The sequence below is a fragment of the Roseovarius sp. S88 genome (assembly GCF_037023735.1).
Taxonomy (GTDB): Bacteria; Pseudomonadota; Alphaproteobacteria; order Rhodobacterales; family Rhodobacteraceae; genus Roseovarius; species Roseovarius phycicola.
In genome coordinates, this window is sequence record NZ_CP146069.1 from 1,986,477 (window position 1) to 2,009,083 (window position 22,607).

Sequence of the window (22,607 nt, forward strand, 5' to 3'; positions counted from 1 at the left end):
GTCAGTGACGTTACGGAAAAAAAGGTTGTGGAAATAGCACAGATTCAGCAGATTTTTTGCTATATATTGCGGGCGCTGCGCGTTTCTGACCACAGATTTAGGTAGTTAGCGCCAAAGATGACAACCGCGCCGATGATGACCAAAGCATCAATTGGTTCGTTGTATATTAGCAGACCAATCACCGCGATCACGGGCAATCGGGTGAAGTCAATCGGCGAGACCAGTGTAGCCGGCGCAATCGAAAGGGCCGATGCGATACAAAAATGCGCCAGCAATCCACAAACAGCGATAACGATCAGCCAGGGCAGGGTCTGCATCGACGGTACCGCCACGTCGCCGTCATAACCTGCGCAAATCAGTCCGAATATGGACTGTGTCAACGTGAGCCAAAACATGATGCAGGCCAGCGTTTCTGTACGGGTCAGCTTCTTGGTAAAGATCATCGCGCCGGCAAACCCTATGGCGGCAGATGCCGCCGCAAACGTACCTTGATTGAACGTTTCGGGACTAGGCCGAGCGACGATTAGAATGCCAATAAAACCGATGAGAGCAGACACGACCCTCAATTTGGTGAGCTTTTCGCCAAGGAGCAGCGGGGATAGCACAAGAACCCAAAGAGGCGTGGTAAACTCCAAGGCAAAAAGCTGCGCCAGAGGGATCAAGGGCAGAGCGTAAAACCACAGATTTTGACCGGCAAAGTGAAAAATATTGCGCGAAACGTGTAGCCCAAGCCGCTGGGTTCTGAGCTCGCATTGGCGGCTGCTGAGGAAGACGATCGCCAAAACGATAACAATGCCAATCAGGCTGCGGTAGGTCATGATTTCAAACGTGTCGAGTTCAAAACTCACTTCGCGACCCGCAATTGCCATCAGTGAAAACGAAACAACCGCCCCGACCATCCAGAACGCGGCGCGCAGAACCTGCTGGCCGTCTTGGGGTGTTATGGAGGAGGTCATGCCGATATGTGCCCCTTGCGCAATCCAAACAGACGTGCGCCCAGGCGGTTGGTTGGTCGTTCAATCGTCAGGTATGTGAACATTGACACAAGAATTGTGAGTATGAGTGCAGTGCCGAAGAAAACCAACGTATTGCTATCTTGCAACGCGGTGGATTTGCCCAGTTCTCTAATCACCAGGATATGCATGAGATACAAGCTGTAACTAATTGAACCAAGGAACAAAAAAGGTTTCCGCCCCAACACCCCACGGACTTCATGTGTTCCCGGTCGTGCAACGATTAATCCTGCGGTCGCCAAAGCAAAGAAGGCCGCGTTCAGTCCGGTGTCGACGCACAAAGTGACAGCAAACAAAAGGATGGATCCGTACCACACCCGACGGCGAAACGTGGCAGGTTGCTTTGCAAATGTATCGCGCAATGTTTCCGCCACCGCACCAAGATAAAAATATGCGCCATAGCTGAGTGGCATGAAATGTGCGGCGTGTTTGGGCAAAATCAGGTGCTCAGCAACCTTTGTCATCCCGGCGAGCACAAGCAGGCCCAAGAAAATGGCAAAACGACGCCGTTGATCAGACGCGATGGGCAGGACAAGCGGTAATACAGCGTACCAGAACACCTCGATTGGGATCGACCATTCCACACCCAAAATTGAATTGGCTACGCGCGCATCCCAACCGCTCATAAAGCTGACATGCATCAACAGGTTATAAGCGTCCGCTTCGCTGTTGTAGAGTGTCATCCAATATATCGGCTGATTGTAGCCCGACGCGAGTAAGTAAAAAGCAAAAGCAATCACGACTATGTACAGGGGTGCGATGCGCATCATGCGTCGACCAAAATAAGACCCGAACCCAGTGGCATTTCGGTAAGTTCTGGCAATCGTGAAGCCAGAGATCACGAAAAATATTTGCACACCGTATTTTCCGTTGTCAGTGATGTTGTTGCCCAGCGTACCAAAATCTCGAAAAGCGGCTGTGTGTATGGCGATGACCATGATGGCCGCGATGGCGCGAAGGCCGGTGACAAAATCCGTGTCACCATAGGAACGAACAAGCAGGCTCATGCCGAGGCGCGCCGGGTCATTCCCATTCGATAGTCCCCGGTGGTTTGGACGTCACGTCATAGGTCACCCGGTTGATGCCGGGCACTTCATTGATGATGCGCGTGGCGGTTTCGCCCAGAAATTCATGGCTGAACGGGTAGTAATCGGCGGTCATGCCGTCCACGGATGTCACAGCACGCAAGGCACAGGCATAATCATAGGTTCGTCCATCTCCCATGACGCCCACGGTGCGCACCGGCAGAATGGCCACGAAAGCCTGCCAGATGTCATCATAGAGCCCATGCTTGCGTATCTGGTCAATGTAAACCGCGTCGGCCTTGCGCAGGATTTTAAGTTTCTCGCGCGTGATTTCTCCGGGACAGCGGATGGCAAGGCCCGGGCCGGGGAAGGGGTGGCGTCCAATGAAGCTGTTGGGCAGGCCGAGCTCGCGACCCAAGGCGCGGACCTCATCCTTGAAGAGCTCGCGCAAAGGTTCGACCAGTTTCAACCCCATCTTTTCAGGGAGCCCGCCGACATTGTGGTGCGATTTGATGGTGACCGACGGGCCGCCAGAAAAGCTCACGCTTTCAATGACATCTGGGTAAAGTGTGCCCTGAGCTAGAAATTCCGCACCTTCGATGTCGTTGGCGTGTTTCTGAAACACGTCGATGAACAGTTTGCCGATAATCTTGCGCTTGGTTTCGGGGTCGCTTTGCCCCTCAAGCTCACCGAGAAAAAGCTCGGACTCGTCGGCGTGAATGAGTGGGATGTTGTAGTTGTCGCGGAACATCGAGACGACTTCATCCGCCTCGTTCTGACGCAACAGCCCGTGATCCACAAAGACGCAGGTGAGTTGATCGCCAATCGCCTCATGGATCAGCACCGCCGCAACCGAACTGTCGACACCACCCGAAAGACCACAAATCACACGTTTATCGCCGACCTGTTCACGGATTTTGCGAATGGCTTCCTCGCGGTAGGCGCCCATTGTCCAATCACCGTCAAACCCGGCCGTGCGCACGAAATTCTCGTATAGTTTTGCACCATTGGGCGTATGGTGCACCTCTGGGTGAAACTGCACAGCATAGAAATTCCGCGCCGTATCGGCCGTGATCGCGTAAGGCGCGTTTGGCGAGGTGCCATAGACTTCGAAACCCGGAGCCAATTGGCTCACGTGGTCGCCATGGCTCATCCAGACCTGTTCCCGGTCATCATCGCCCGCAAACCAACCATCAAGCAGGCCAATTTTTTCAGATGTGGGCGTGACATAGGCACGCCCGAATTCAGCGGTTCCGCCGCCACCTGAAATTTTTCCGCCCTCTACCTTGCCGCCCAATTCCTGCATCATCACCTGTTGGCCATAGCAGATGCCAAGGATTGGCACGCCGCTGTCAAAAACAGAGGTCGGGGGGCGGGGGCTACCGTCGCGTACAACACTGTCCGGACCACCTGAGAAGATCACCGCCTTGGGTGCGAATTCCGCCAAAAACGCGTCTGTGACGTTCTGGTAGGGGTGAATTTCGCAGTAAACGTTCAGCTCTCGCAGACGGCGCGCAATTAGTTGCGTGACCTGGCTGCCAAAGTCGATGATCAGAAGGCGGTCATGGGTATCTTTGCTCATGTCTAGCCCAATAGGCCGCGGGCGGCAGAGTCGCAAGCCTTGGGTTCAATGTTGCGGGAAAGCATGCTGCAAGCGGTTGCACCGGAGCGACCGAAATGTCGCTTTCCCTCGCTAAAGGACGCAATTTTCCCCTGTTGTCCTGCAGGGCTGCGTTAAATCATGCAAAGACCGCGACCAAAACAGGCCGCGAAACAAATTCTGCAAGGGTTAAAACGTATGGCCGAAGCATCAGCACGCAGACGAGGACGCGGAGGCGGCGGCGCAGCCCGTCGCGCAGAACGCACAGCCGTATCCATCGAAACCGCGAAATACATCGAGCGGAAGATTCCAAATTTCGAAATCCTGAACGAGGAGGCGCTTGAGATCATCGAGCACAATGCCGAAACCGTTCTGGAAGAGATCGGCGTCAATTTCCTGGATAATCCGGCTGCAATCGAGCGTTGGAAAGCCGCTGGGGCGGATGTTAATCGCGAAAGGGTTCGCATTCCGCGTGGCCTTGCACGTGAGTTGATCAAAACAGCGCCGCGCCAGTTCACACAGCACGCGCGCAACCCTGAGCGCAATGTGGTCATTGGCGGCAACACCATGGTATGCGCGCCGGTTTATGGCCCACCCTTTGTGCGCGACATGGACGGCGGTCGTCGCTACGCGACGATGGAAGATTTCGAGAAATTCGTAAAACTTGGCTACATGTCCAAATGGCTGCACCATTCGGGCGGAACGGTCTGCGAGCCGACGGATGTGGCTGTCAACAAACGTCACCTGGATATGCTGCGGGCACATATGGTTCTGTCGGACAAGCCCTTCATGGGGTCGGTCACAGAGCCCAGCCGCGCCCAGGACAGCGTCGATATGTGTGGGCTCTTGTTTGGTAAGGATTTCGTGCGGGACAACACGGTGATGACCTCACTGATCAACATCAACTCGCCGATGACGTTCGACGATGTGATGATGGGCGCGATGGAGGTCTATGCCGAGAACAATCAGGCCTGTATCGTCTCTCCCTTTATCGTGGGCGGAGCCATGGCACCGGTTTCCGTCGCGGGCACGCTGACGCAGGTTCTGGCCGAGGTTCTGGCGGGCATCGCCTATAACCAACTGTGCCGTCCCGGTGCGCCGGTCATTATGGGTACATTCGTCACCTCGATCGACATGAACTCCGGCGCGCCCACGTTTGGCACACCTGAGGCTGCGCATATCACCTATGGAGCAGGGCAGCTCGCCCGGCGTCTGGGATTGCCTTATCGTTCGGCGGGGTCGTTCACCGGCTCGAAACTTCCCGACGCACAGGCCGCCTATGAGACGGCCAACAGTCTGAACATGGGGCTTTTGTCGGGTGTGAACTTCATGTTGCATTCCTGCGGCTGGCTGGAAGGTGGGCTTGTCTCATCATTTGAAAAGTTCGTCATGGATGCCGATCAACTGGGTATTCTGCATCATTTAGCGCAGGGCGTCAGTGTCGATGAGAATGGCCAAGCGATGGATGCCATTCGCGAAGTGGGACCAGGCGGGCATTACCTTGGGTGCGCGCACACCCAGGCGAACTTCAAATCGGCTTTCTGGCGCACGGATGTGCTTGACTACAAACCGTTTGAGACATGGGCCGAAGAAGGCGAGCGCGATACGATGACACTCGCCCATGCAAAGATGAAGCAGATGTTGGCCAACTACCAGAAACCTGCGCTTGATCCGGCCATTGAAGAGGCAATTGATGCCTACGTGGACGAGAAAAAGGCGTCGATGCCCGACGCCTTTGCTTGATCCTTCAAAGCGTATGGGCGGAGCGCAGGATGCGCGCTTCGCCCATCATAGCAATCAGAATGTCGACATGACGCGCGACAGAATACGCAGCATCAGACGCCATACGCTTGGAATCCAGATCTGATTCTAGCGCCATCAGATACTCCAGGGCGTCTTTGCTCCGATTAGGATGTCCATCTTTGAAGTGCCGGTAGAGATGGGTTTCCCGGCGATATTCCATTGACCCGATCCTGGCTGCGCTGATCAACAAACGCGGACGCTTCAAGGCGTTAAGTTTGCTCAAGACGTCACACATATTGGCCTCCCTTGGTTTTTGCAGATTGATCTGTGCCACAACTCAAACGGGTGTTGCGCAAAGACCAAAATCACCGTTCGCCGAGGTTCGAGATTGTTTACGTTTTGAAAACAACTGTTGCTTGAGCATCCACAAATTAACGAAGTGGTAACAAAAACAACCCTAGGTAGTTTGTTGGATGTGGATAAGTCTGTGGATGCTTGAATTTCAAACTGTTGACACAGGCTTGGAACGCAAACAGGAGGGTCATTCATGCCAAAAAGTCAGGTTACGGATACGTACGGGGCCGGAGCCTTAACCTGGGTGCCACGCGCAGCCTTAAACTATGTCGCACATACCGAAGGCGGGGCATCAATTCGTGCCCTTGCGCGTCAGGCCGGGTGTCACGCATCCACAGTTTCACGACAGGTGCGCACCTTTGAAGCGCGTCGCGATGACGTTCTTGTCGACGATGCATTGCGGCGCTTGGGGCCTCATGTCGCGGCAGCCCATGGCACGAGCGGAAAGACGGATGCCACGGCACCAAACCAATCGGGTGACAGCACGCTGGATCCGGCTCTGACCGAAGACCGTCTGAAACGCCATGCGGTTCGCGTCCTGCGTCGTTTGTGCGAATCCGGCGCGGTTCTTGCTGTGGGCGCGGGCATGGACAAAGCGGTTGTCGTGCGTGAATATCAGTCCGGCACAAACAGAACCGCCGTCGTTGACCGTGACATTGCCGAGGCCATGGCACTCAATGCCTGGATTCAATGCGACAATGCAGGGCGAGTATCGCGGTACCGGGTGACATCTGCAGGCCGATCTATGTTGGCTCAACTGCTGGCCGAACAGGAAAACGCCGCACTGGGCATCACTGAGACCTCAGAGGAGTTATTGCGGACTGACAGCAATGCGGCGGCGTCCGACACCAAAAAACGCCAGCGCTTTACAGTCAGCGAGTCGCCTCTGATTTTATTGTCGCGGCGGCGGGACAAGGATGGCGCACGGTTCCTGCCTGATGGCCTAGTACGGGCTGGAGAGCGGCTTCGAGAAGACTTTGAAATGGCGCAGCTTGGAGATCCCAAGAGCCAAAATTGGGATGCATTTCTGTCGGGGACGCCGAACATTGTCCCCTTGGGGAAGGATGCCAAGACTGTGCAAGCGGCGCGCGACAGGGTCACTGGCGCCTTGCGCGACCTTGGGCCGGGTCTTGGGGATGTGGTGCTGAGATGTTGTTGCTTCCTGGAGGGTTTGGAAAGCGCAGAGAAGGACATGGGATGGTCCGCACGGTCCGGTAAAATTGTATTGCGCATCGCGCTACAACGCCTCAAACGTCACTATGACCAGATGGGCGAAGCTGCGGGAATGATGGGATAAAACCCGCGACGATTCGGCGTATCGACAAAAAAAGGCCCGCGCTTTAAACGCGGGCCAGACAACTTCTCTACGTCGCACAACTGGTGGGAACTGGTTACGCGCAGCGTCTCCGGTCCGGGAGGAAACTGCAAAACTCGCAAAACCCACCTTGGATGCTTATACATAGCTGAGGTTACCAAACCATTTGCAGGGGAATGATCCGTGCGAGACCTCAAAATTCCGGCCGAACGCCATCCTGAAAAAGCGCATCGTCCTGACAATGCGCAGCCGAAAAAACCCGACTGGATTCGGGTAAAGGCACCGGTAGGACGCAAATATCAGGATACGCACAAGATCATGCGTGAAAACAAACTGGTCACGGTTTGCGAAGAGGCAGGTTGCCCCAATGCCGGTGAATGCTGGAATGCCGGCCACGCCACGATGATGATCATGGGCGAGATCTGCACGCGCGGGTGTACCTTCTGTAATATTGCGACCGGCAAGCCGCAGGATCTGGATGTGTTTGAGCCGGGCCGCGTGGCGGATGCGGTGCAAAAGCTGGATCTTAATCATGTTGTGGTGACATCTGTTGACCGCGACGACCTGAAAGATGGCGGCGCAGATCACTTTGCCCAAACCATTCGGGCGATCCGGCATCGTTCTCCGAAAACAACAATCGAAATTCTCACGCCTGACTTTCTGAATTGTGCGCCTGAGGTGTTGGAGGTCGTGGTCGAGGCAAAGCCAGATGTGTTCAACCACAACCTGGAAACCGTGCCGGGTCTTTACCCGGAGGTTCGACCCGGGGCGCGGTATTTTCACAGCCTGCGACTGTTACAGCGGGTCAAAGAAATGGACCCGACAATCTTTACCAAATCCGGCATCATGGTGGGTCTTGGCGAGGATCGTCAGGGGGTGCATCAGGTGATGGATGACATGCGCGCGGCGGATATCGATTTTCTGACAATTGGTCAGTATCTGCAGCCCACGCCGAAACACCATGCAGTAGACCGTTTTGTGCATCCCGATGAATTCAAGGCCTATGAGAAGGCGGCTTATGGCAAAGGGTTCCACATGGTCTCGGCCACGCCCTTGACACGTTCCTCCTATCACGCCGGAGATGACTTCGCGCGTCTGCGTGAGGCACGGCTGGCGAAGCTGGGGTAGGGCTTTTCAGGCCAAACGCTTTTCGTAGCGCCATACATCAAGCGTAAATGGGCCATCCTGTGTGTCTACTTCGACCGGGCGGCGGCCCTGATTGGTCCAGCCGCATTTTTCGTAAAAACGCATGGCACGCTCATTGCCCATGGCGCATGCGAGCCAGGCGCACGAGTAACCAGCCTCCCGCAGGTGCGCCTCGGCGGCTTCAATAAGTGCATGGGCCACACCGGTGCCGCGCGCCTGTTCTGAGACATACATCTGATTGAGTTCGTCCTGCTGGTTCATTGCGAACCCAATCACGCCCTGGTTCGAGATCGCAACCAGGGTGTCCTGCACTCTGTCTTTGGAGCGTGTCAGAAAACTCTCTTCCGTGCGAAGCCGATGAAGGGTATCCGGGACAATGCCGTCATGCGCATCATGCCAACCTCGGTGCCAAATGTTGGCAATTTGGTGAATATGATCTGCACGCGCGACGGTGATGTGGACTGTCATGGTCTCAGGGTATGGGCGAGGGTGGTTGAAAAACGACAAAGTCGCTGCGTATCAAAATCTTTAAAACAAAAACACCGGCCTCATTAGAGCCGGTGTTCATGGCCAAATGTAACTCTTTGCCGTTACCCACCCCAACTGCGAACCGGGCCGCAATCCATATGCACAAAGTTCGAGCGTGAGTAGCGCCCAACGCCACCTCCACGACACGCCTTGGCCGCGCGGAACATCTGGTTCACAGAGCGTGAGTTGAGGCGCAGATCAGCGGCTTGGCCGACCATGTGGCGGGAATTCTTGGCCACACCGCGAGACCGAGAGCGCAGCATCGCGTTGGTCTTCGGACTGCGATAGCCGGACAGAAGGAGATAGGGCTCACGCGTGTCCATCAGGTTGTGCGCTGCGGCCATAACGTCGATGGTACGCAGATCAATATTGTGCACATCATTGGTGCGCCAATCGCGCATGAAAAGGTTAATTTCCTTGACCGCGTCTTTGATATAGTCGCCTTCAATCCAGTAGATTGTATCTATCTTTTCACCAGTACGTGGTGACGCCATCCTGAGCCTGCGGATATCTCCCGCGCCTCGAAGGAAACCTGCGGCGTTTGAGAAAGTTGGTGCTGCCGTTACAAAAGTCGCGGCAAACGAACCAAGTAGAGCACGCCGGTTCATGCCCAAAGAGCCATTGTTTTTCATCGCGTTAGCGCCCGTCCCGTCGCTACGTAGGGTCCCCTTTAGCAGAGGCGACCGTACCACCTTGTCCCCAGATGTGGGACGGTTATTGCATAACAAGAATCAGTTACCAAGGGGTGAAGTGGTCACAGGCGCAAGATCAACAATTTTCGGCGAAATTTTGCGCAGTTTTTAATCAATGTTGCGATAACTTCGAGACAATCGCGCGCCGTTCCCCTTGAAGAGACGCCGCTTTTTCTCACGCAAGGAAAATTGATTGGACATCGTAGCCAGAGACAGGACACACTGTCCTTACACAGGCGTATTATCTGTGCTTTTTGGGGAGAAAAAAATGCATGAACGCATGCGAGCAGGCGACATCACCCGGGGTTTCAACGATCAAAAACAGCGCACCCAGGTCAAAGCTCAGGTCAAAACACAGGTACAAAAACCTCCGACATCTCTTCTGAGTTGGCTTGCGTTTCTGTCGGCGCTTCTCTGTCTGCTCTACGTGCTGAGCCAACCCGCGGCGGCGCAGTCCATGGCGTTCAAACAGGCGGTGGCGGAGGCCGCCTCAAAGGACCGGGACTTGGCTGGTTTTTATCAAGACACAGCCTACACGCCGGTTTGGACCCGCGATGATGCGGTCGGCCAGGCGCGTCGCCAGGCCCTGTTCCGAGCGCTTGAAAATGTTGACATGCATGGGCTTCCAGAGGCGCGGTATGACACCCAAGGCTTGATGACAACACTGCGCGACGCGCAAAGCACCCGCGATCTCGGGTTTGCCGAAGTCGCAATGAGCCAGATGTTTTTGCGCCTGTCGCGTGACATGCAGACCGGTCTACTGACCCCTATTGACGTGGACGAAAACATCAAGCGCGAGGTGCCTTATCGCGACCGAAAGACTCTGTTGACCCAGTTTCAGTCAGGTGATCCAGTGGCGTATTTCCGAACCTTGGCGCCACAGACCAACGAATACGCCCGGCTGATGAAAACCAAACTTCAGCTTGAAACGCGTGTAGCCAACGGTGGCTGGGGCGAACCCGTTCCGTCAAAGTCTCTCAAGCCAGGCGCCACAGGACCGTCTGTTGTCGCCTTGCGCAACCGTTTGGTGCGCATGGGCTTTTTGCAGCGCTCTGTCACTCAGAGCTATGACCGTGACATCGAGGCGGCTGTGCGCAGCTTTCAGACCTTGCACGGTCTGGAGCCCGATGGCGCGGCCAACCAGGCCACGATGAAGGCGATCAACGTATCGGCTGCGGATCGGCTTAAATCGGTTATCGTCGCCATGGAGCGCGAGCGCTGGCTCAACTTGCCCGGTGGCAAGGGGGAACGCCATATCCTGGTGAACCTCACGGATTTCAGCGCCCGAATTATGGACAAAGACAATGAGACATTCCGCACGCGGGCTGTGATTGGCATGCACAAAGACGGACGGCGTAGCCCGGAATTTTCCGACGAGATGGAGCACATGGTCATAAACCCGACCTGGCACGTGCCACGCTCGATTGCTGTAAAGGAATATCTGCCCAAGCTGCGCGCCAATCCCAATGCGGTCAGCCATCTGCGCGTGGTAAATTCGCGTGGGCAAACCGTCAGCCGCGGGTCAGTGAACTTTGCGGCTTATAGTGCGCGGACGTTTCCGTTTGCTCTGAAACAGCCACCATCACCGCGCAATGCTTTGGGACTTGTGAAGTTCATGTTCCCGAATAAGTACAACATCTATCTGCATGACACGCCTCACAAAGACCTGTTTTCTCGCGAAACGCGCGCTTACAGCCATGGGTGCATTCGTCTGGCCGATCCGTTTGATTTTGCGTATGAGATTCTGTCCAAGCAAGAAGCTGACCCAAAAGCTGCATTTCACCGCACGCTGGACACGGGGCGCGAAACCTATGTGCATCTCGACACGCATGTGCCAGTTCACATCATCTACCGCACGGCTGTCAGCGATGCCAAAGGCGTGGTGCGATACCGCAGCGATGTTTATGGACGTGACGCCAAGATTTGGTCTGCTTTGGAACGGGCAGGGGTTTCACTGAACGCCGTTCAAGGGTAAAGCCTTCCCCGAAGAAAAAGGGGACATCGTATGGCCTATACGGTTGAGCAGATCGCGGGTGCACTTGGCACAACGGCGTTGGGCAATGGTGCGCTGAAAATCACAGGCGTGGCCGAACCGGTGAATGCCGGGCAAGATGATCTCGCATTGGCGATGAAGCCGGACTACGCCGATATGCTGGGGCAGGGGTCCGCGCGGGCCGCTGTGGTTTGGGACGGTGCCGACTGGCAGGCCCTGGGGCTCGAGGCCGCGATTGTGGCCCCGCGTCCACGCTATGTCATGTCAGGCCTGACAACGATGTTTGATCCCGGCCAAGGCTGGGACAGCGGCATTCATCCATCTGCCGTTGTGCATGAAACAGCCCAGCTTGGCGACGGTGTTTCTGTTGGACCATTGGCGGTGATTTGTGCAGGTGCCAAGATCGGCGAGAACAGCGTGATTGGCCCGCAAGCCTTTGTCGGTACGAATGCAGTGCTGGGCGAACAGGCCTTCCTGCGGGAAGGCGTGCGCATTGGCGCGCGCGTGGTCATCGGAGACCGGTTTATTGCACAACCCGGTGCCGCCGTGGGCGGAGATGGCTTTTCCTATGTCACGCCAGAGAAATCCAACGTCGAACAAGCGCGTCAGACCCTGGGTTCGCAAGAGGGTACAAATGCACAAGCCTGGACACGCATCAACAGCCTGGGCGCGGTGCGCATTGGTGATGACGTTGAGCTTGGCTCAAACTGCACGATTGACCGCGGCACGATCCGCGACACACGCATCGGCAATGGCACAAAAATAGATAACCTTGTTATGATCGGGCACAATGTGGAGATCGGTAATGACTCTTTACTGTGTGGCTGTGTTGGCATTGCAGGTTCAACGCGCATCGGCAACAACGTGGTGCTGGGCGGTCAAACTGGCGTCAGCGACAACATCTTTATCGGCGACAATGTGATCACCGGAGGCGGTACAATCGTGCTCTCCAACATTCCTGCAGGACGCGTCATGTTGGGCTATCCGGCAATGAAAATGGAGACCACCATGGAGGTGTTCAAAGGCTTCCGTCGCCTCAAAAGACTTTTCGCTGACGTTGCGGACCTTAAGAAAACGGTTTCCAAGCCGGATCAGAGTGACTAAATCAGCGACGTGGCCATAAAGAGGGTGCAAGTCATGGACACGTCTGTGGAGACCATACAGTCCCGCGTCATTGAAATTATCGCTGAACAAGCGGTATTAGAGCCATCCGACGTCACACTCGACAGCACGTTGGAAGAATTAGGGATAGACAGCCTTGGACTGGTGGAAAGCATCTTCGCCATAGAAGAGGCCTTTGATATCTCGGTGCCCTTCAACGCCAACGCGCCGCAGGAAAGCGATTTTGATATCACCTCCGTGGCCTCGATCTTGAAGGGGATCGAAAAACTTGTGGCGGAACAGCACGGGTGAAACGGGTTGTCATCACCGGCGCGGGAACCATCAATGCGCTTGGACAAAACGTTCCCGACACGCTTGAGGCCATGCGCGAAGGGCGCTGTGGCATCGGCCCATTGGATATCCCGGATGTGGATCGGCTTGCGATCAAGATCGGGGGCCAGGTGCGTGACTATGACCCCGAAGACCGCTTCAACCGTCAGCAACTGGCGCTTTATGACCGGTTCACCCAATTCACACTGATTGCCGCGCGAGAGGCGATCGCACAGGCCGGGCTTGAGTTTTCCGGTGCGCTCGCCGCGCGCTCCGGCGTTGTCCTTGGCAATTCGGGCGGCGGGATGACCACGCTCGATGAAAATTATCGTTCGGTTTACGAAGAGGGCAAAAACCGGGTGCATCCGTTTGTCGTGCCCAAACTGATGAACAATGCCGCGGCCAGCCATTTGTCGATGGAACTTAACCTCAAGGGTCCCAGTTTCACAGTATCCACAGCCTGCGCCAGCTCCAATCATGCCATGGCCCAGGCCTTTCAGCTTGTGCATGGCGGCGCGGCTCCGGTTATGGTCACGGGCGGGTCGGAATCCATGCTGTGCTTTGGTGGCGTGAAAGCCTGGGAAGGGCTACGCGTGATGTCCAAGGATGCCTGCCGCCCGTTCTCAGCCAATCGCAATGGTATGGTCCAGGGCGAAGGTGCGGGAATTTTCGTTTTCGAAGAATTTGAGCATGCCAAAAAACGCGGCGCTGAGATTTTGGCTGAAGTTGCCGGGTTTGCCATGTCCTCTGATGCTGCCGATATTGTAATGCCATCCAAGAACGGCGCCGCGCGCGCCATCAAGGGCGCAATGAAAGACGCGCGCGTGAGCTGCAGCGATGTGGGCTATATCAACGCCCATGGCACCGGCACAGCGGCCAATGACAAAACCGAAAGTGCCGCGGTGGCGGATGTATTCGGGGCGCATGCTGACAAGCTGATGATGTCCTCGACCAAATCCATGCATGGCCACCTGATCGGCGGCACCGGTGCGGTGGAGCTTTTGGCATGCATTATGGCACTGCGCGACGGGGTGATCGCACCCACGATCAACTACGAAGAACCAGATCCCGAATGCGCGCTTGATGTGGTGCCAAATGTCGCGCGTGAGGCCAAGGTCGACGTGGCCCTTAGCAATGCCTTTGCCTTTGGCGGGCTAAACGCGGTGCTGGCGCTCAAGCGGTTTGCCTGAACGCCAGCATGCTCCTTTGGTGTGACGACGAGATCAGATGATGAATGGATCATCAATCGGTGGCGCGCTGTCATCGATCGGCGGAATGCCATCCTCTCCCTGAATAATGACATTCAGTGTCGCCGTGCTTCCGCCTTCGATGGAATAGGTAAAGCTGGTCGTCGCGGTTTCGCCTTCGTCCAGAAAGTCAAATTCATCATTGGCCGAGAAATCAACCGTACCGTCGACATACATGATCAGCTGACCTCCATTAGATCCTGTGACCACCTGGGCAATGTTGTTGGCATCGCCATTGACAGCAGTGACATCGGTCTCAAAGAACTGTTGGTCGAGTTGGTCATTTTCCAGAACCGACACCTGGAACCCTTCTAGAAAATCGGGGAAACTGGGATTGAATTCCTCGCTTTCAAAAACGATGAGCGTGTCATCCACCGCCTCCTGCGTTGAGACTGGTTCATCGGGATCCTCGGGGGCTTCACCTCCCAGTTTCAGCGAACCGTCGCGTTCGCCACCTTCTTCGCCCACACTGGTCAGACGCACACCGAAATCCTGTGACAGCAGCATATCAATGGTCAATGGCATGTCAGCGTGAGACAGGGTGAAACTCGTGTCACGAATATCGTCTTCCCCGATGCCAGCAGTTCCGAATTGAATACCGGCGTCAAACTTGCCCGCATCCTTGATCACTTCGCCGTTGATGTTGGTAAAGTTGTCAACTTTCGAGACACTGTCGGCCTCAAAGACCGAACCGGTCACGTCGTCGCCTGTCGCCGATAATCCGCTTAGGATTCCGTCGTCCAGAAAATCAAAGTAAAGCGCATTGAGATCGCCAATCGAACCGGTCTCATCCAGAACGGATAGATCGAATTGCAACGCGCCATCAACTTCGGTCACAAGGACCTGCACGTTTACGTCACCTTCAATGGTGAAAGTCAGAGTCGTCATCAGGTTGGTCTCCAGGTATTATCACAGACATGTGATCTGTTGCTGGAGGCCAAATCGGTGCAGCGGTGAGGCCCGAAAACGGCCAAAATGTGCCGAACCATCGCAATTTGACCGGTTTTTGGGCCAAAACTACTGCAGTTCGATACTTTTTGAGTAATAAACCGCCGGCGAGCGCCGACGGCTGTGACTTTGACTATGAGGAGATCACTCTGCGGCGCCAGCCACGGACACCTCGTTATATGCGGCGGTAAATCCGTTCAAAGAGGCTTTGATGACCACCTGCTGGTCGGGCGCTTGCGCGGGAATAATCGTTAAGGTCGCGCCGGCTCCGGCACGGAAATTCGCGATGTCCTGCTCGGTAAACCCGATGCGGGCGAAACACCCCACCAGAGAGCAGAACGAGTAATTATATCCCTTCGCGGTGCCGCCATCGACGGCCAGCTTCAAACCTTCTGGCAACAGCGTTCCCAAGGGAACAACGATCGTTGCCCCTGCGACGGCCTGGCCTTCACCTGGCAGTTTGAAAATGGTGAATTCCGCCACCGGGTTGCCAGCGTCTTCGCGCAGAAGTTGGTACATCTGGCAGGGGTCTTCACCCGCTTCAGAGCGGAAACACTGAAGCTGCCAGTCGCCGTAGGTTTCTTTGACATAGGACGCGTCATCCGTGATTTCGCGACCCAGATCAAGGCCAGCATCCGCATCGGTTTGCGCGGGTTGTTCGGCCTCATCGCTTTGCGCGGCCTCTTCTGTCTGAGACGTCTCGGCCTCTGTCGTGTCGGTGCTTTGTGCCCAAAGCGCGGTTCCCATTCCGAGAAGCGCAATCAAAGGCAGTGTACGAAATAATGCGGGCATATGTTCCCCAATATGTTGCTCGTTAGATTTTGCAGCGCTCTAACATGGCTTGCGCAGAGTGTCAGGATAAAATCGCAGCTCTGCGCTCTGTGCAAGGCGTTTTTCCGCCGTTGGAAACCGTGACAAAATCAAGGGCTTTGAGCAAACTGGTGCCACAAAAAGAAAAGAGACCATACGGTCTCTTTCCCTCTTTCTCCCTGCCGGACTGGCCGGCTTATTCATTGAGCGCGACGCTAGGGCAGTTCATGTGACCCGTCAACAGGTTAAATTAAAAAATTGATTTAGGCCGATATCGCGGCGTTTATCCGCGCACAGCCTTGCGAAAAAAAGGGCCGCGCACATGGGCGCGGCCAGTCTGACAGGGAGGAAGTCATCCCGGACCAAGAGGACATGCGTCCGGGATCACGATAAGGTATGGCATCCAATCGTTAACTTTGTATGTTCACACCGTGGTATTTTTTGGACATGGGGGCAGGGCCTTGGAAAACAATATCTTTTTGGGCGGTGGCGGCGTGGACTACGCCGAAAAACAAGGGCTGACCCTGAAATACGCCAACCGCCATGGTCTGATTGCCGGGGCCACGGGCACCGGGAAGACCGTGACCTTGCAGATTTTGGCGGAGGGATTTTCGTCCGCCGGGGTGCCCGTTTTCCTGTCGGATGTGAAGGGCGACCTGTCTGGTCTGGCCGCAGCGGGCAGCGAAGGCTTCAAACTGCATGACGCCTTTATGAAACGCGCAGGGCAGATCGGATTTGACGATTATCGCTACGAGGCTTTCCCGGTCACATTCTGGGACCTTTTCGGTGAACAGGGCCATCCGGTGCGCGCCACGGTGGCTGAAATGGGCCCGCTGCTGCTCAGTCGTTTAATGCAGCTCAGCGAGGCACAGGAAGGTGTCATGAACATTGCCTTCCGCGTGGCCGATGAACAGGGCCTGCCGCTTTTGGATCTCAAGGACTTGCAATCACTGCTCGTATGGGTGGGAGAGAACTCCGGCGAGCTGAGCCTGCGATACGGCAACGTCTCGGCCCAGTCCGTTGGCGCGATCCAGCGCTCCTTGCTTGTTCTGGAAAATCAAGGCGGAACACAGTTCTTTGCCGAACCCGCCCTTGATCTGGATGACCTGATGAGTGTGGCCCCGGACGGGCGCGGGCAGATCAATGTGCTGGCTGCAGACAAGCTGATGGGCGCGCCGCGGCTTTATGCAACCTTTCTGCTCTGGCTTTTGTCCGAACTTTTTGAAACGTTGCCCGAAGTCGGCGACCCGGACAAACCCAAGCTGGTGTTCTTCTTTGATGAAGCGCATTTGCTCTTTGAGGATGCACCCAAGGCGCTCGTCGATAAGGTCGAGCAAGTCGCGCGTCTCATTCGCTCCAAAGGAGTCGGTGTGTACTTCATCACACAAAATCCAGACGACGTGCCAGAAGACATTTTGGGTCAGCTTGGCAACCGGGTGCAGCATGCTCTGCGCGCCTTCACCGCGCGGGATCGCAAGGCGCTGGAACGTGCAGCTGAAACCTATCGCCCGAACGGGCGTTTTGATACGGTGGATGCCATTCGCGATGTCGGCGTGGGCGAGGCGGTGACCTCGATGCTCGAAGACAAAGGCGTGCCAGGGATTGTGGAACGCACACTTATTCGTCCCCCGTCCTCCAAGCTTGGTCCGATAGATGACGCCACGCGCAAACATGCGCTCGCGACCTCTCCTGTGGCCGGGAAATACGAAACGCCTCTGGATCGCAAATCTGCGTTTGAGATGCTGCAAGAGCGTGCAGAAAAAGCCGCCAAAGAGGCGGAAGACGCCGAGGCGCGCGCCGAAGAGCAATCCGCCGCCGAGCGCGACTTCAATGCCGGACGGCGCTATTCGGGATCCCGCGTAGAGCGGTCAAGCTCCCGCACCCGCAAAAAAACTGATAGCTTTGGTGGAGCTGTTTTGGATGTGGTGGTCAAAGAACTCAAAGGCACCACCGGCCGGAGGATCGTGCGCGGTATTCTGGGCGGATTGTTCAAGGGTCGGTGAAATCCTTTCTGAAAGGATTTCGCAAAAGCTTTTTGAAAGCTTTTGCCATTAGGCTGCGATGGTTTTGAGATCCGAGAGAAGCGACTTTGACATCTCTTTGGCGCGCCTGATGCGGGACGCGGACAAGTCCCGGGTTTCCGTGCGGATGAGCGCTTCGACCCCAAGAAAGAACGGCAAAATGAGCTTCCGTTCCGGCGCGGTCATTTCGAATGTGTCCGCAAATATCTCAAAACCACGCGCGTCCACGCCAAGGTATCGGTCACCGGACGGGATCATTCCACGCCGGCCCAAATGCATCAGAAATCGCGCGATATCCTTGTAGATCGGCATGGGTTTCGACCCGCCGCAATCCACTCCCGTCAATATTTGGTCATTCACAATAAGATTGTTGGCGTGGAAATCTCCATGACATATGGCGTTACGCCCCGTCGTGTTGGATATCTTGACCACGAGGCGTTTCAATTCGATCAGTATTTCCTGCTCCAGACTTTTGAGGTCCTTGAATGCTTGATTGTTTGCGCCGCGCTCCGCCCGCGCAATCCATCGCTTCGGATTGCAGGGTCCAAGGGTCTGTGTTGGGCCCGTGTACACCCGAAGCCAATCCGCGCAGGGGCGCAACCACGAGACCCGCTCCTTGGGCGCCAGTTGATAGAGATATTTATAAAGCGGCGTTCCCTGAACTTCGGAGACGGCCATGACGCCGTGCTCTGGAACGCAGGCAAACGGTTCGCACACCAGAGCAGAGCCCGTATTCATGTATCCCCAAACGCGCTTCAGTTCAGTCCACTCGCGTTCACATGCCTTCGAATCGTCAAGTGTAATGCGAAAATAGGCCGGTCTGATGCCGAGCAGACCCCGCAGGATCACGCGTTTGCCCGGCACCTGTCGGATCACTTCACTTGGATCTGCGCTGTCAAGGACAGGATCGATCCGAGCCGCCGCGGCCAGCTTTTGCATCGCCTCTTGCAGCACCTCCAATGAGGGAAGCGGCGGGAGGTCTTTCTCTGGCTCTGGCGTCATGGCCTGCATCCTTTCTCATGGCCTCAGATGCGTCAACCGAATTGAACCCATCGCGTGTGGTGTCTATTGTGCCACGACAGGAACACGACAGGACCCCGCCATGACCGACACACCCATTTCTGAAATGTCCTTTGAAGACGCCATGAAAGCGCTGGAAGAGCTGGTGTCGCGGCTGGAGCGGGGCGATGTGCCGCTGGAGCAGTCCATCAGCCTTTATGAACGTGGTGCTGCGCTTAAGAAGCGGTGCGAGGACAAGTTAAAAGAGGCTGAGGAAAAAGTCGCTGCGATCACTTTGGACGCAGATGGCAATCCCAAAGGGACGACACCTGTCGAGGGTCTTTGATGCTGCAAGACGCATTGGCGACGGATGCCGCCCGGATTCGGGCCTGTCTGGACGCGCATATCACGGGCCAGACAGACCTTAGCGCTGCGATGCGCCATGCGCTTGCAGGCGGCAAAGCGCTGCGCGGCTTTCTGGTGATGGAAACGGCGCGCCTGCATGGCATTGATCCTGCGCGCGCGGTCTATCCGGCGGCGGGCATCGAGGCGCTGCATGCCTATAGCCTCGTGCATGACGATTTACCCTGCATGGACGATGACGACCTGCGGCGCGGTCAGCCCACGGTCCACATCAAATGGGATGAGGCAACGGCGGTGCTGGTCGGGGATGCGCTGCAATCCTTGGCGTTTGAACTGGTTTTGCATCCCGAAGGTGCGGCAGAGGCCAATGCTCGGGCCGAGCTGGGTCTGCGACTGGCGCGCGCGGCCGGACAACAGGGTATGGTTTTGGGTCAGGCGCTTGATATTGCGGCTGAAACCGCGATTGCGCCGTTGAACCTTGAAGAAATCACCTCGCTTCAGGCCGGCAAAACTGGTGCTCTTTTTGGCTGGGCCGCGACTGCGGGGGCTGTTATGGCTAGTGCTGATCCAGTGCCTTTGCAAAACTATGCGGCTGCCCTTGGGCTGGCATTTCAGATCCAAGATGATGTGATTGATGAAACCGGCGATGAAGCCGCAGTTGGCAAGGCTGTGGGCAAGGATGCAGCGGCAGGCAAAGCCACGTTTGTATCTCTCTTAGGGCTGGAGGAGGCAAAACGCCGCGCCTCGGACCTTGTTGACCAGGCCTGTGACAGCCTATCTCTATATGGAGAACCCGCGGAAACCTTGCGACATCTGGCGCGCTTCGTTATCTCGCGGCAGGCCTGAGGCCAATGACGTACAAGGAGGGTGACACATGACACGCCCGCACACACCCCTGCTGGACGAAGTTTCCAGCCCCGCGGATCTAAAGCAGATGTCTGATGTTCAATTGGCGCAGGTGGCGGGCGAACTTCGCGCCGAGACAATTGCCGCAGTGTCCGAAACCGGGGGACATCTTGGTGCTGGTTTGGGCGTAGTGGAGTTGACCGTCGCTTTGCATCACGTCTTTGATGCGCCGCGGGACAAGATCATCTGGGATGTGAGCCACCAGTGCTATCCGCACAAGATCATCACCGGGCGGCGGGATCGTATCCGCACGATCCGTCAAAAGGACGGGCTGAGTGGTTTTACCAAACGCTCGGAATCCCCTTATGATCCGTTTGGCGCGGCGCACAGTTCAACCTCGATCAGTGCCGCGCTTGGGTTTGCGGTCGCGCGTGATCTGGGCGGAGCCTGTGATACCGGACATGGCGATGCAATCGCCGTGATTGGCGACGGGGCCATGTCGGCGGGTATGGCTTTTGAAGCAATGAACAATGCCGGGCATCTGGGCAAGCGCTTGATCGTCATTCTCAACGACAATGAGATGTCGATTGCCCCACCTGTTGGCGCGCTCAGCTCATATCTTTCACGTCTCTATGCCGGCGAGCCCTTTCAGGAATTCAAGGCTGCCGCGAAAGGCGCTGTTTCCCTCTTGCCCGAACCTTTTCAAGAAGGCGCGCGGCGCGCCAAGGAAATGCTCAAGGGCATGGCCGTGGGGGGCACGCTTTTTGAAGAGTTGGGATTCAGCTATGTCGGCCCAATTGATGGTCACGACATGGATCAGCTGTTGCCGGTCCTGCGCACGGTGAAGGCGCGGGCCACGGGGCCGATCCTGATCCATATACTCACCAAAAAGGGCAAAGGATACGCGCCTGCCGAGGCAAGCCGGGATGGCGGACACGCAACGGCCAAGTTTGATCTGGTGACAGGCGAGCAAAAGAAAGCGCCTTCCAATGCGCCGAGCTACACGAAGGTTTTTGCCGAAGCTTTACTGGATCATGCCGCCGAGGATGACAAGATCTGTGCGATCACGGCAGCGATGCCGGATGGCACGGGGCTTGACCTATTTGACAAACGCTATCCATCCCGGTGCTTTGACGTGGGCATTGCTGAACAGCACGCCGTGACATTCTCAGCCGGTCTGGCGGCAGGGGGCATGAAACCCTTCTGTGCGCTCTACTCAACCTTCCTGCAGCGCGGCTATGACCAAGTTGTGCACGATGTTGCGATCCAGCGCCTTCCAGTGCGATTTGCCATTGATCGCGCAGGGCTGGTTGGGGCAGATGGGGCCACACATGCAGGCAGCTATGATGTCGCATACCTATCAAATCTGCCGGGCTTTACCGTGATGGCCGCCGCCGACGAGGCCGAACTCAAGCATATGGTGGCCACTGCCGTGGCGCATGACACCGGTCCGATTGCCTTCCGCTACCCACGTGGAGAGGGCGAGGGGGTTGAAATGCCTGAACGCGGCGAAGTGCTTGAAATCGGCAAGGGCAGAATGATCCGCGAAGGCGCCAAGGTGGCGATCCTGTCCTATGGCACGCGTCTTGGGGAAGTTCTGAAAGCCTGCGAAGCGTTGGAAGCCAAAGGTATTTCCCCAACCGTGGCTGATGCGCGCTTTGCCAAGCCTCTGGATGAGGCGCTGGTCCTTGATCTCGCCGCACGGCACGAGGCGCTGTTAACAATTGAAGAAGGTGCCATTGGCGGCTTTGGCAGCCATGTGGCGCAGTGTCTGGCGGAAAACGAGGTCTTCGACAGAGGCTTGAAGTTCCGCTCTATGGTCTTGCCAGACGTGTTTATTGATCAGGCCAGCCCAGCGGACATGTATGCTGTAGCGGGGCTGAATGCCTCGGACATCGAAGCAAAAGTTCTGAATGTTATGGGCGTGGCTCAGATTGGCAGCAAACGCGCCTGAGTACTTTTGCACTTAGGACCCAGAACCCGTGTTGTTGACCTGACCAGCGGCTCCAACAATACTTTCGGTTAGACCGAGTGAGGTGCGGTCCGCAAAATCAACAGTTGCAGACTGGATCGCGATTATCGTCGCTACCGCCAGGCCCACAAGTGCGGCCGTTAGGGCCACCCAGTCCACCGATACGGCTCCGTCCTGATCCCTCTTAATGAACGTCATTAGTTTGCTGAGCATATAACTTTCTCCGGCCTAAATTGGTTTTGCGTCGTCCGTTGGCCGACCCGCATCTCCCCCAGACGCGCTAGGGCCGGCCAACGGTGTCCACGCATCTTGAACTCTCGGGGCAAGAACGTGGCACGTCGTTAAAGGTTTTTTGAGGTAAATCTTCGTACTGAAGTCACTTTTCTAAAATCCCCACACTGCATATTCACAAAGAAAATCAGCCACCGAGCACAGAGGCGGTCTCTGTGGCCGGAGGCTGATCTAAAGTTGCGCCACCAAAGGCTGTATCTTTGACAACACTCAGCAGGAAACACGTCACGCAGACCAAGCTTGCAGTCAGGACAATCCGATCCGGATTGG

Annotated in this window: 21 protein-coding genes; 11 read left to right on the forward strand and 10 right to left on the reverse strand. The window is 56.1% G+C overall.

The genetic code is table 11. The features are described from left to right. Positions 1-59: 59 nt before the first annotated feature. The 3 genes from RZ517_RS10075 to guaA all read right to left on the reverse strand — a co-directional run bounded on the left by RZ517_RS10075 (position 60) and on the right by guaA (position 3,620). Positions 60-956, reverse strand: coding sequence for a DMT family transporter (locus RZ517_RS10075; protein WP_338548085.1), 897 nt, complete (start codon positions 954-956; stop codon positions 60-62). After that, positions 953-1,951, reverse strand: a complete 999-nt coding sequence (locus RZ517_RS10080; protein ID WP_338548086.1) for an acyltransferase family protein — start codon at positions 1,949-1,951, stop codon at positions 953-955. The genes RZ517_RS10075 and RZ517_RS10080 overlap by 4 nt, the downstream gene beginning before the upstream one ends. An 85-nt stretch (positions 1,952-2,036) precedes the next feature. Then, positions 2,037-3,620 carry a glutamine-hydrolyzing GMP synthase gene (gene guaA / locus RZ517_RS10085; RefSeq protein ID WP_338548087.1) on the reverse strand — a complete coding sequence of 528 codons (1,584 nt, stop codon included), beginning with the start codon at positions 3,618-3,620 and terminating at the stop codon, positions 2,037-2,039. 216 nt (positions 3,621-3,836) lie between these two features. Here guaA and RZ517_RS10090 point away from each other — a divergent pair, with 216 nt between their 5' ends. Continuing rightward, on the forward strand, positions 3,837-5,381 hold the full coding sequence (locus RZ517_RS10090; protein ID WP_338548088.1) for a trimethylamine methyltransferase family protein: 1,545 nt from the start codon (positions 3,837-3,839) through the stop codon (positions 5,379-5,381). Between the two features lie 4 nt (positions 5,382-5,385). Here the strand turns inward: RZ517_RS10090 and RZ517_RS10095 are convergent, their stop codons facing one another. Beyond that, entirely contained in the window at positions 5,386-5,676 is a 291-nt protein-coding gene (locus RZ517_RS10095; protein WP_338548090.1) for a DUF6477 family protein, read from the reverse strand. A 252-nt stretch (positions 5,677-5,928) separates the two neighbouring features. On the opposite strand from RZ517_RS10095, the gene RZ517_RS10100 reads away from it, so the two are divergent. Together RZ517_RS10100 and lipA are read left to right on the forward strand one after the other, a co-directional pair. After that, complete coding sequence (locus RZ517_RS10100) at positions 5,929-7,032, forward strand: DUF6456 domain-containing protein (RefSeq protein ID WP_338548092.1); 1,104 nt, start codon at positions 5,929-5,931, stop codon at positions 7,030-7,032. Between the two features lie 201 nt (positions 7,033-7,233). After that, positions 7,234-8,178, forward strand: coding sequence for a lipoyl synthase (gene lipA / locus RZ517_RS10105; protein WP_338548093.1), 945 nt, complete (start codon positions 7,234-7,236; stop codon positions 8,176-8,178). 6 nt (positions 8,179-8,184) lie between these two features. On the opposite strand, the gene RZ517_RS10110 is transcribed toward lipA, so the two are convergent. Both RZ517_RS10110 and RZ517_RS10115 read right to left on the reverse strand, forming a co-directional pair. Further along, complete coding sequence (locus RZ517_RS10110) at positions 8,185-8,664, reverse strand: GNAT family N-acetyltransferase (protein WP_338548095.1); 480 nt, start codon at positions 8,662-8,664, stop codon at positions 8,185-8,187. 122 nt (positions 8,665-8,786) lie between these two features. Next, positions 8,787-9,356: a YcbK family protein gene (locus tag RZ517_RS10115; protein ID WP_338548097.1), complete on the reverse strand. Its 570-nt coding sequence runs from the start codon at positions 9,354-9,356 to the stop codon at positions 8,787-8,789. Between the two features lie 328 nt (positions 9,357-9,684). On the opposite strand from RZ517_RS10115, the gene RZ517_RS10120 reads away from it, so the two are divergent. From RZ517_RS10120 to RZ517_RS10135, 4 genes are read left to right on the forward strand one after another with little or no spacing between them, the layout of a single operon-like run. Then, positions 9,685-11,391 carry a L,D-transpeptidase family protein gene (locus RZ517_RS10120; protein WP_338548099.1) on the forward strand — a complete coding sequence of 569 codons (1,707 nt, stop codon included), beginning with the start codon at positions 9,685-9,687 and terminating at the stop codon, positions 11,389-11,391. Between the two features lie 30 nt (positions 11,392-11,421). Next, positions 11,422-12,513: a UDP-3-O-(3-hydroxymyristoyl)glucosamine N-acyltransferase gene (locus tag RZ517_RS10125; protein ID WP_338548100.1), complete on the forward strand. Its 1,092-nt coding sequence runs from the start codon at positions 11,422-11,424 to the stop codon at positions 12,511-12,513. A 33-nt stretch (positions 12,514-12,546) separates the two neighbouring features. Further along, complete coding sequence (locus tag RZ517_RS10130) at positions 12,547-12,822, forward strand: acyl carrier protein (protein WP_338548101.1); 276 nt, start codon at positions 12,547-12,549, stop codon at positions 12,820-12,822. Continuing rightward, positions 12,819-14,030 (forward strand): beta-ketoacyl-[acyl-carrier-protein] synthase family protein, encoded by a 1,212-nt coding sequence (locus tag RZ517_RS10135; protein ID WP_338548102.1) that lies wholly within the window; start codon positions 12,819-12,821, stop codon positions 14,028-14,030. Before RZ517_RS10130 ends, RZ517_RS10135 begins: the two co-directional genes overlap by 4 nt. A 33-nt stretch (positions 14,031-14,063) precedes the next feature. On the opposite strand, the gene RZ517_RS10140 is transcribed toward RZ517_RS10135, so the two are convergent. Both RZ517_RS10140 and RZ517_RS10145 read right to left on the reverse strand, forming a co-directional pair. Beyond that, positions 14,064-14,975, reverse strand: coding sequence for a VCBS domain-containing protein (locus RZ517_RS10140; protein WP_338548103.1), 912 nt, complete (start codon positions 14,973-14,975; stop codon positions 14,064-14,066). A 204-nt stretch (positions 14,976-15,179) separates the two neighbouring features. Further along, entirely contained in the window at positions 15,180-15,827 is a 648-nt protein-coding gene (locus RZ517_RS10145; protein WP_338548104.1) for an invasion associated locus B family protein, read from the reverse strand. Positions 15,828-16,306: 479 nt separating this feature from the next. Between RZ517_RS10145 and RZ517_RS10150 the strand changes: the two genes are divergently transcribed. Continuing rightward, entirely contained in the window at positions 16,307-17,848 is a 1,542-nt protein-coding gene (locus RZ517_RS10150; protein ID WP_338548105.1) for a helicase HerA-like domain-containing protein, read from the forward strand. 48 nt (positions 17,849-17,896) lie between these two features. Here the strand turns inward: RZ517_RS10150 and RZ517_RS10155 are convergent, their stop codons facing one another. After that, positions 17,897-18,868: a phosphotransferase gene (locus RZ517_RS10155; RefSeq protein ID WP_338548106.1), complete on the reverse strand. Its 972-nt coding sequence runs from the start codon at positions 18,866-18,868 to the stop codon at positions 17,897-17,899. Positions 18,869-18,968: 100 nt separating this feature from the next. On the opposite strand from RZ517_RS10155, the gene RZ517_RS10160 reads away from it, so the two are divergent. The 3 genes from RZ517_RS10160 to dxs are packed head-to-tail and all read left to right on the forward strand — an operon-like array spanning position 18,969 to position 22,028. Further along, on the forward strand, positions 18,969-19,211 hold the full coding sequence (locus RZ517_RS10160; RefSeq protein ID WP_338548107.1) for an exodeoxyribonuclease VII small subunit: 243 nt from the start codon (positions 18,969-18,971) through the stop codon (positions 19,209-19,211). Next, on the forward strand, positions 19,211-20,074 hold the full coding sequence (locus tag RZ517_RS10165) for a polyprenyl synthetase family protein (RefSeq protein ID WP_338548108.1): 864 nt from the start codon (positions 19,211-19,213) through the stop codon (positions 20,072-20,074). The genes RZ517_RS10160 and RZ517_RS10165 overlap by 1 nt, the downstream gene beginning before the upstream one ends. Positions 20,075-20,102: 28 nt before the next feature. Beyond that, positions 20,103-22,028: a 1-deoxy-D-xylulose-5-phosphate synthase gene (gene dxs / locus RZ517_RS10170; RefSeq protein ID WP_338548109.1), complete on the forward strand. Its 1,926-nt coding sequence runs from the start codon at positions 20,103-20,105 to the stop codon at positions 22,026-22,028. A gap of 12 nt (positions 22,029-22,040) precedes the next feature. Here the strand turns inward: dxs and RZ517_RS10175 are convergent, their stop codons facing one another. Then, positions 22,041-22,259, reverse strand: a complete 219-nt coding sequence (locus tag RZ517_RS10175; protein ID WP_338548110.1) for a hypothetical protein — start codon at positions 22,257-22,259, stop codon at positions 22,041-22,043. Positions 22,260-22,607: the final 348 nt, after the last annotated feature.

What these genes read in the sequence shown, in the direction of transcription:
- RZ517_RS10075 (WP_338548085.1), bottom strand. Translation starts at nt 956, where the DNA reads ATGACCTCCTCCATAACACCCCAAGACGGCCAGCAGGTTCTGCGCGCC.
- RZ517_RS10115 (WP_338548097.1), bottom strand. Translation starts at nt 9,356, where the DNA reads ATGAAAAACAATGGCTCTTTGGGCATGAACCGGCGTGCTCTACTTGGT.
- RZ517_RS10130 (WP_338548101.1), top strand. Translation starts at nt 12,547, where the DNA reads ATGGACACGTCTGTGGAGACCATACAGTCCCGCGTCATTGAAATTATC.
- RZ517_RS10110 (WP_338548095.1), bottom strand. Translation starts at nt 8,664, where the DNA reads ATGACAGTCCACATCACCGTCGCGCGTGCAGATCATATTCACCAAATT.
- RZ517_RS10095 (WP_338548090.1), bottom strand. Translation starts at nt 5,676, where the DNA reads ATGTGTGACGTCTTGAGCAAACTTAACGCCTTGAAGCGTCCGCGTTTG.
- RZ517_RS10175 (WP_338548110.1), bottom strand. Translation starts at nt 22,259, where the DNA reads ATGCTCAGCAAACTAATGACGTTCATTAAGAGGGATCAGGACGGAGCC.
- RZ517_RS10145 (WP_338548104.1), bottom strand. Translation starts at nt 15,827, where the DNA reads ATGCCCGCATTATTTCGTACACTGCCTTTGATTGCGCTTCTCGGAATG.
- dxs (WP_338548109.1), top strand. Translation starts at nt 20,103, where the DNA reads ATGACACGCCCGCACACACCCCTGCTGGACGAAGTTTCCAGCCCCGCG.
- RZ517_RS10155 (WP_338548106.1), bottom strand. Translation starts at nt 18,868, where the DNA reads ATGACGCCAGAGCCAGAGAAAGACCTCCCGCCGCTTCCCTCATTGGAG.
- RZ517_RS10165 (WP_338548108.1), top strand. Translation starts at nt 19,211, where the DNA reads ATGCTGCAAGACGCATTGGCGACGGATGCCGCCCGGATTCGGGCCTGT.
- RZ517_RS10080 (WP_338548086.1), bottom strand. Translation starts at nt 1,951, where the DNA reads ATGGTCATCGCCATACACACAGCCGCTTTTCGAGATTTTGGTACGCTG.
- RZ517_RS10140 (WP_338548103.1), bottom strand. Translation starts at nt 14,975, where the DNA reads ATGACGACTCTGACTTTCACCATTGAAGGTGACGTAAACGTGCAGGTC.
- RZ517_RS10120 (WP_338548099.1), top strand. Translation starts at nt 9,685, where the DNA reads ATGCATGAACGCATGCGAGCAGGCGACATCACCCGGGGTTTCAACGAT.
- guaA (WP_338548087.1), bottom strand. Translation starts at nt 3,620, where the DNA reads ATGAGCAAAGATACCCATGACCGCCTTCTGATCATCGACTTTGGCAGC.
- RZ517_RS10125 (WP_338548100.1), top strand. Translation starts at nt 11,422, where the DNA reads ATGGCCTATACGGTTGAGCAGATCGCGGGTGCACTTGGCACAACGGCG.
- RZ517_RS10160 (WP_338548107.1), top strand. Translation starts at nt 18,969, where the DNA reads ATGACCGACACACCCATTTCTGAAATGTCCTTTGAAGACGCCATGAAA.
- RZ517_RS10100 (WP_338548092.1), top strand. Translation starts at nt 5,929, where the DNA reads ATGCCAAAAAGTCAGGTTACGGATACGTACGGGGCCGGAGCCTTAACC.
- RZ517_RS10090 (WP_338548088.1), top strand. Translation starts at nt 3,837, where the DNA reads ATGGCCGAAGCATCAGCACGCAGACGAGGACGCGGAGGCGGCGGCGCA.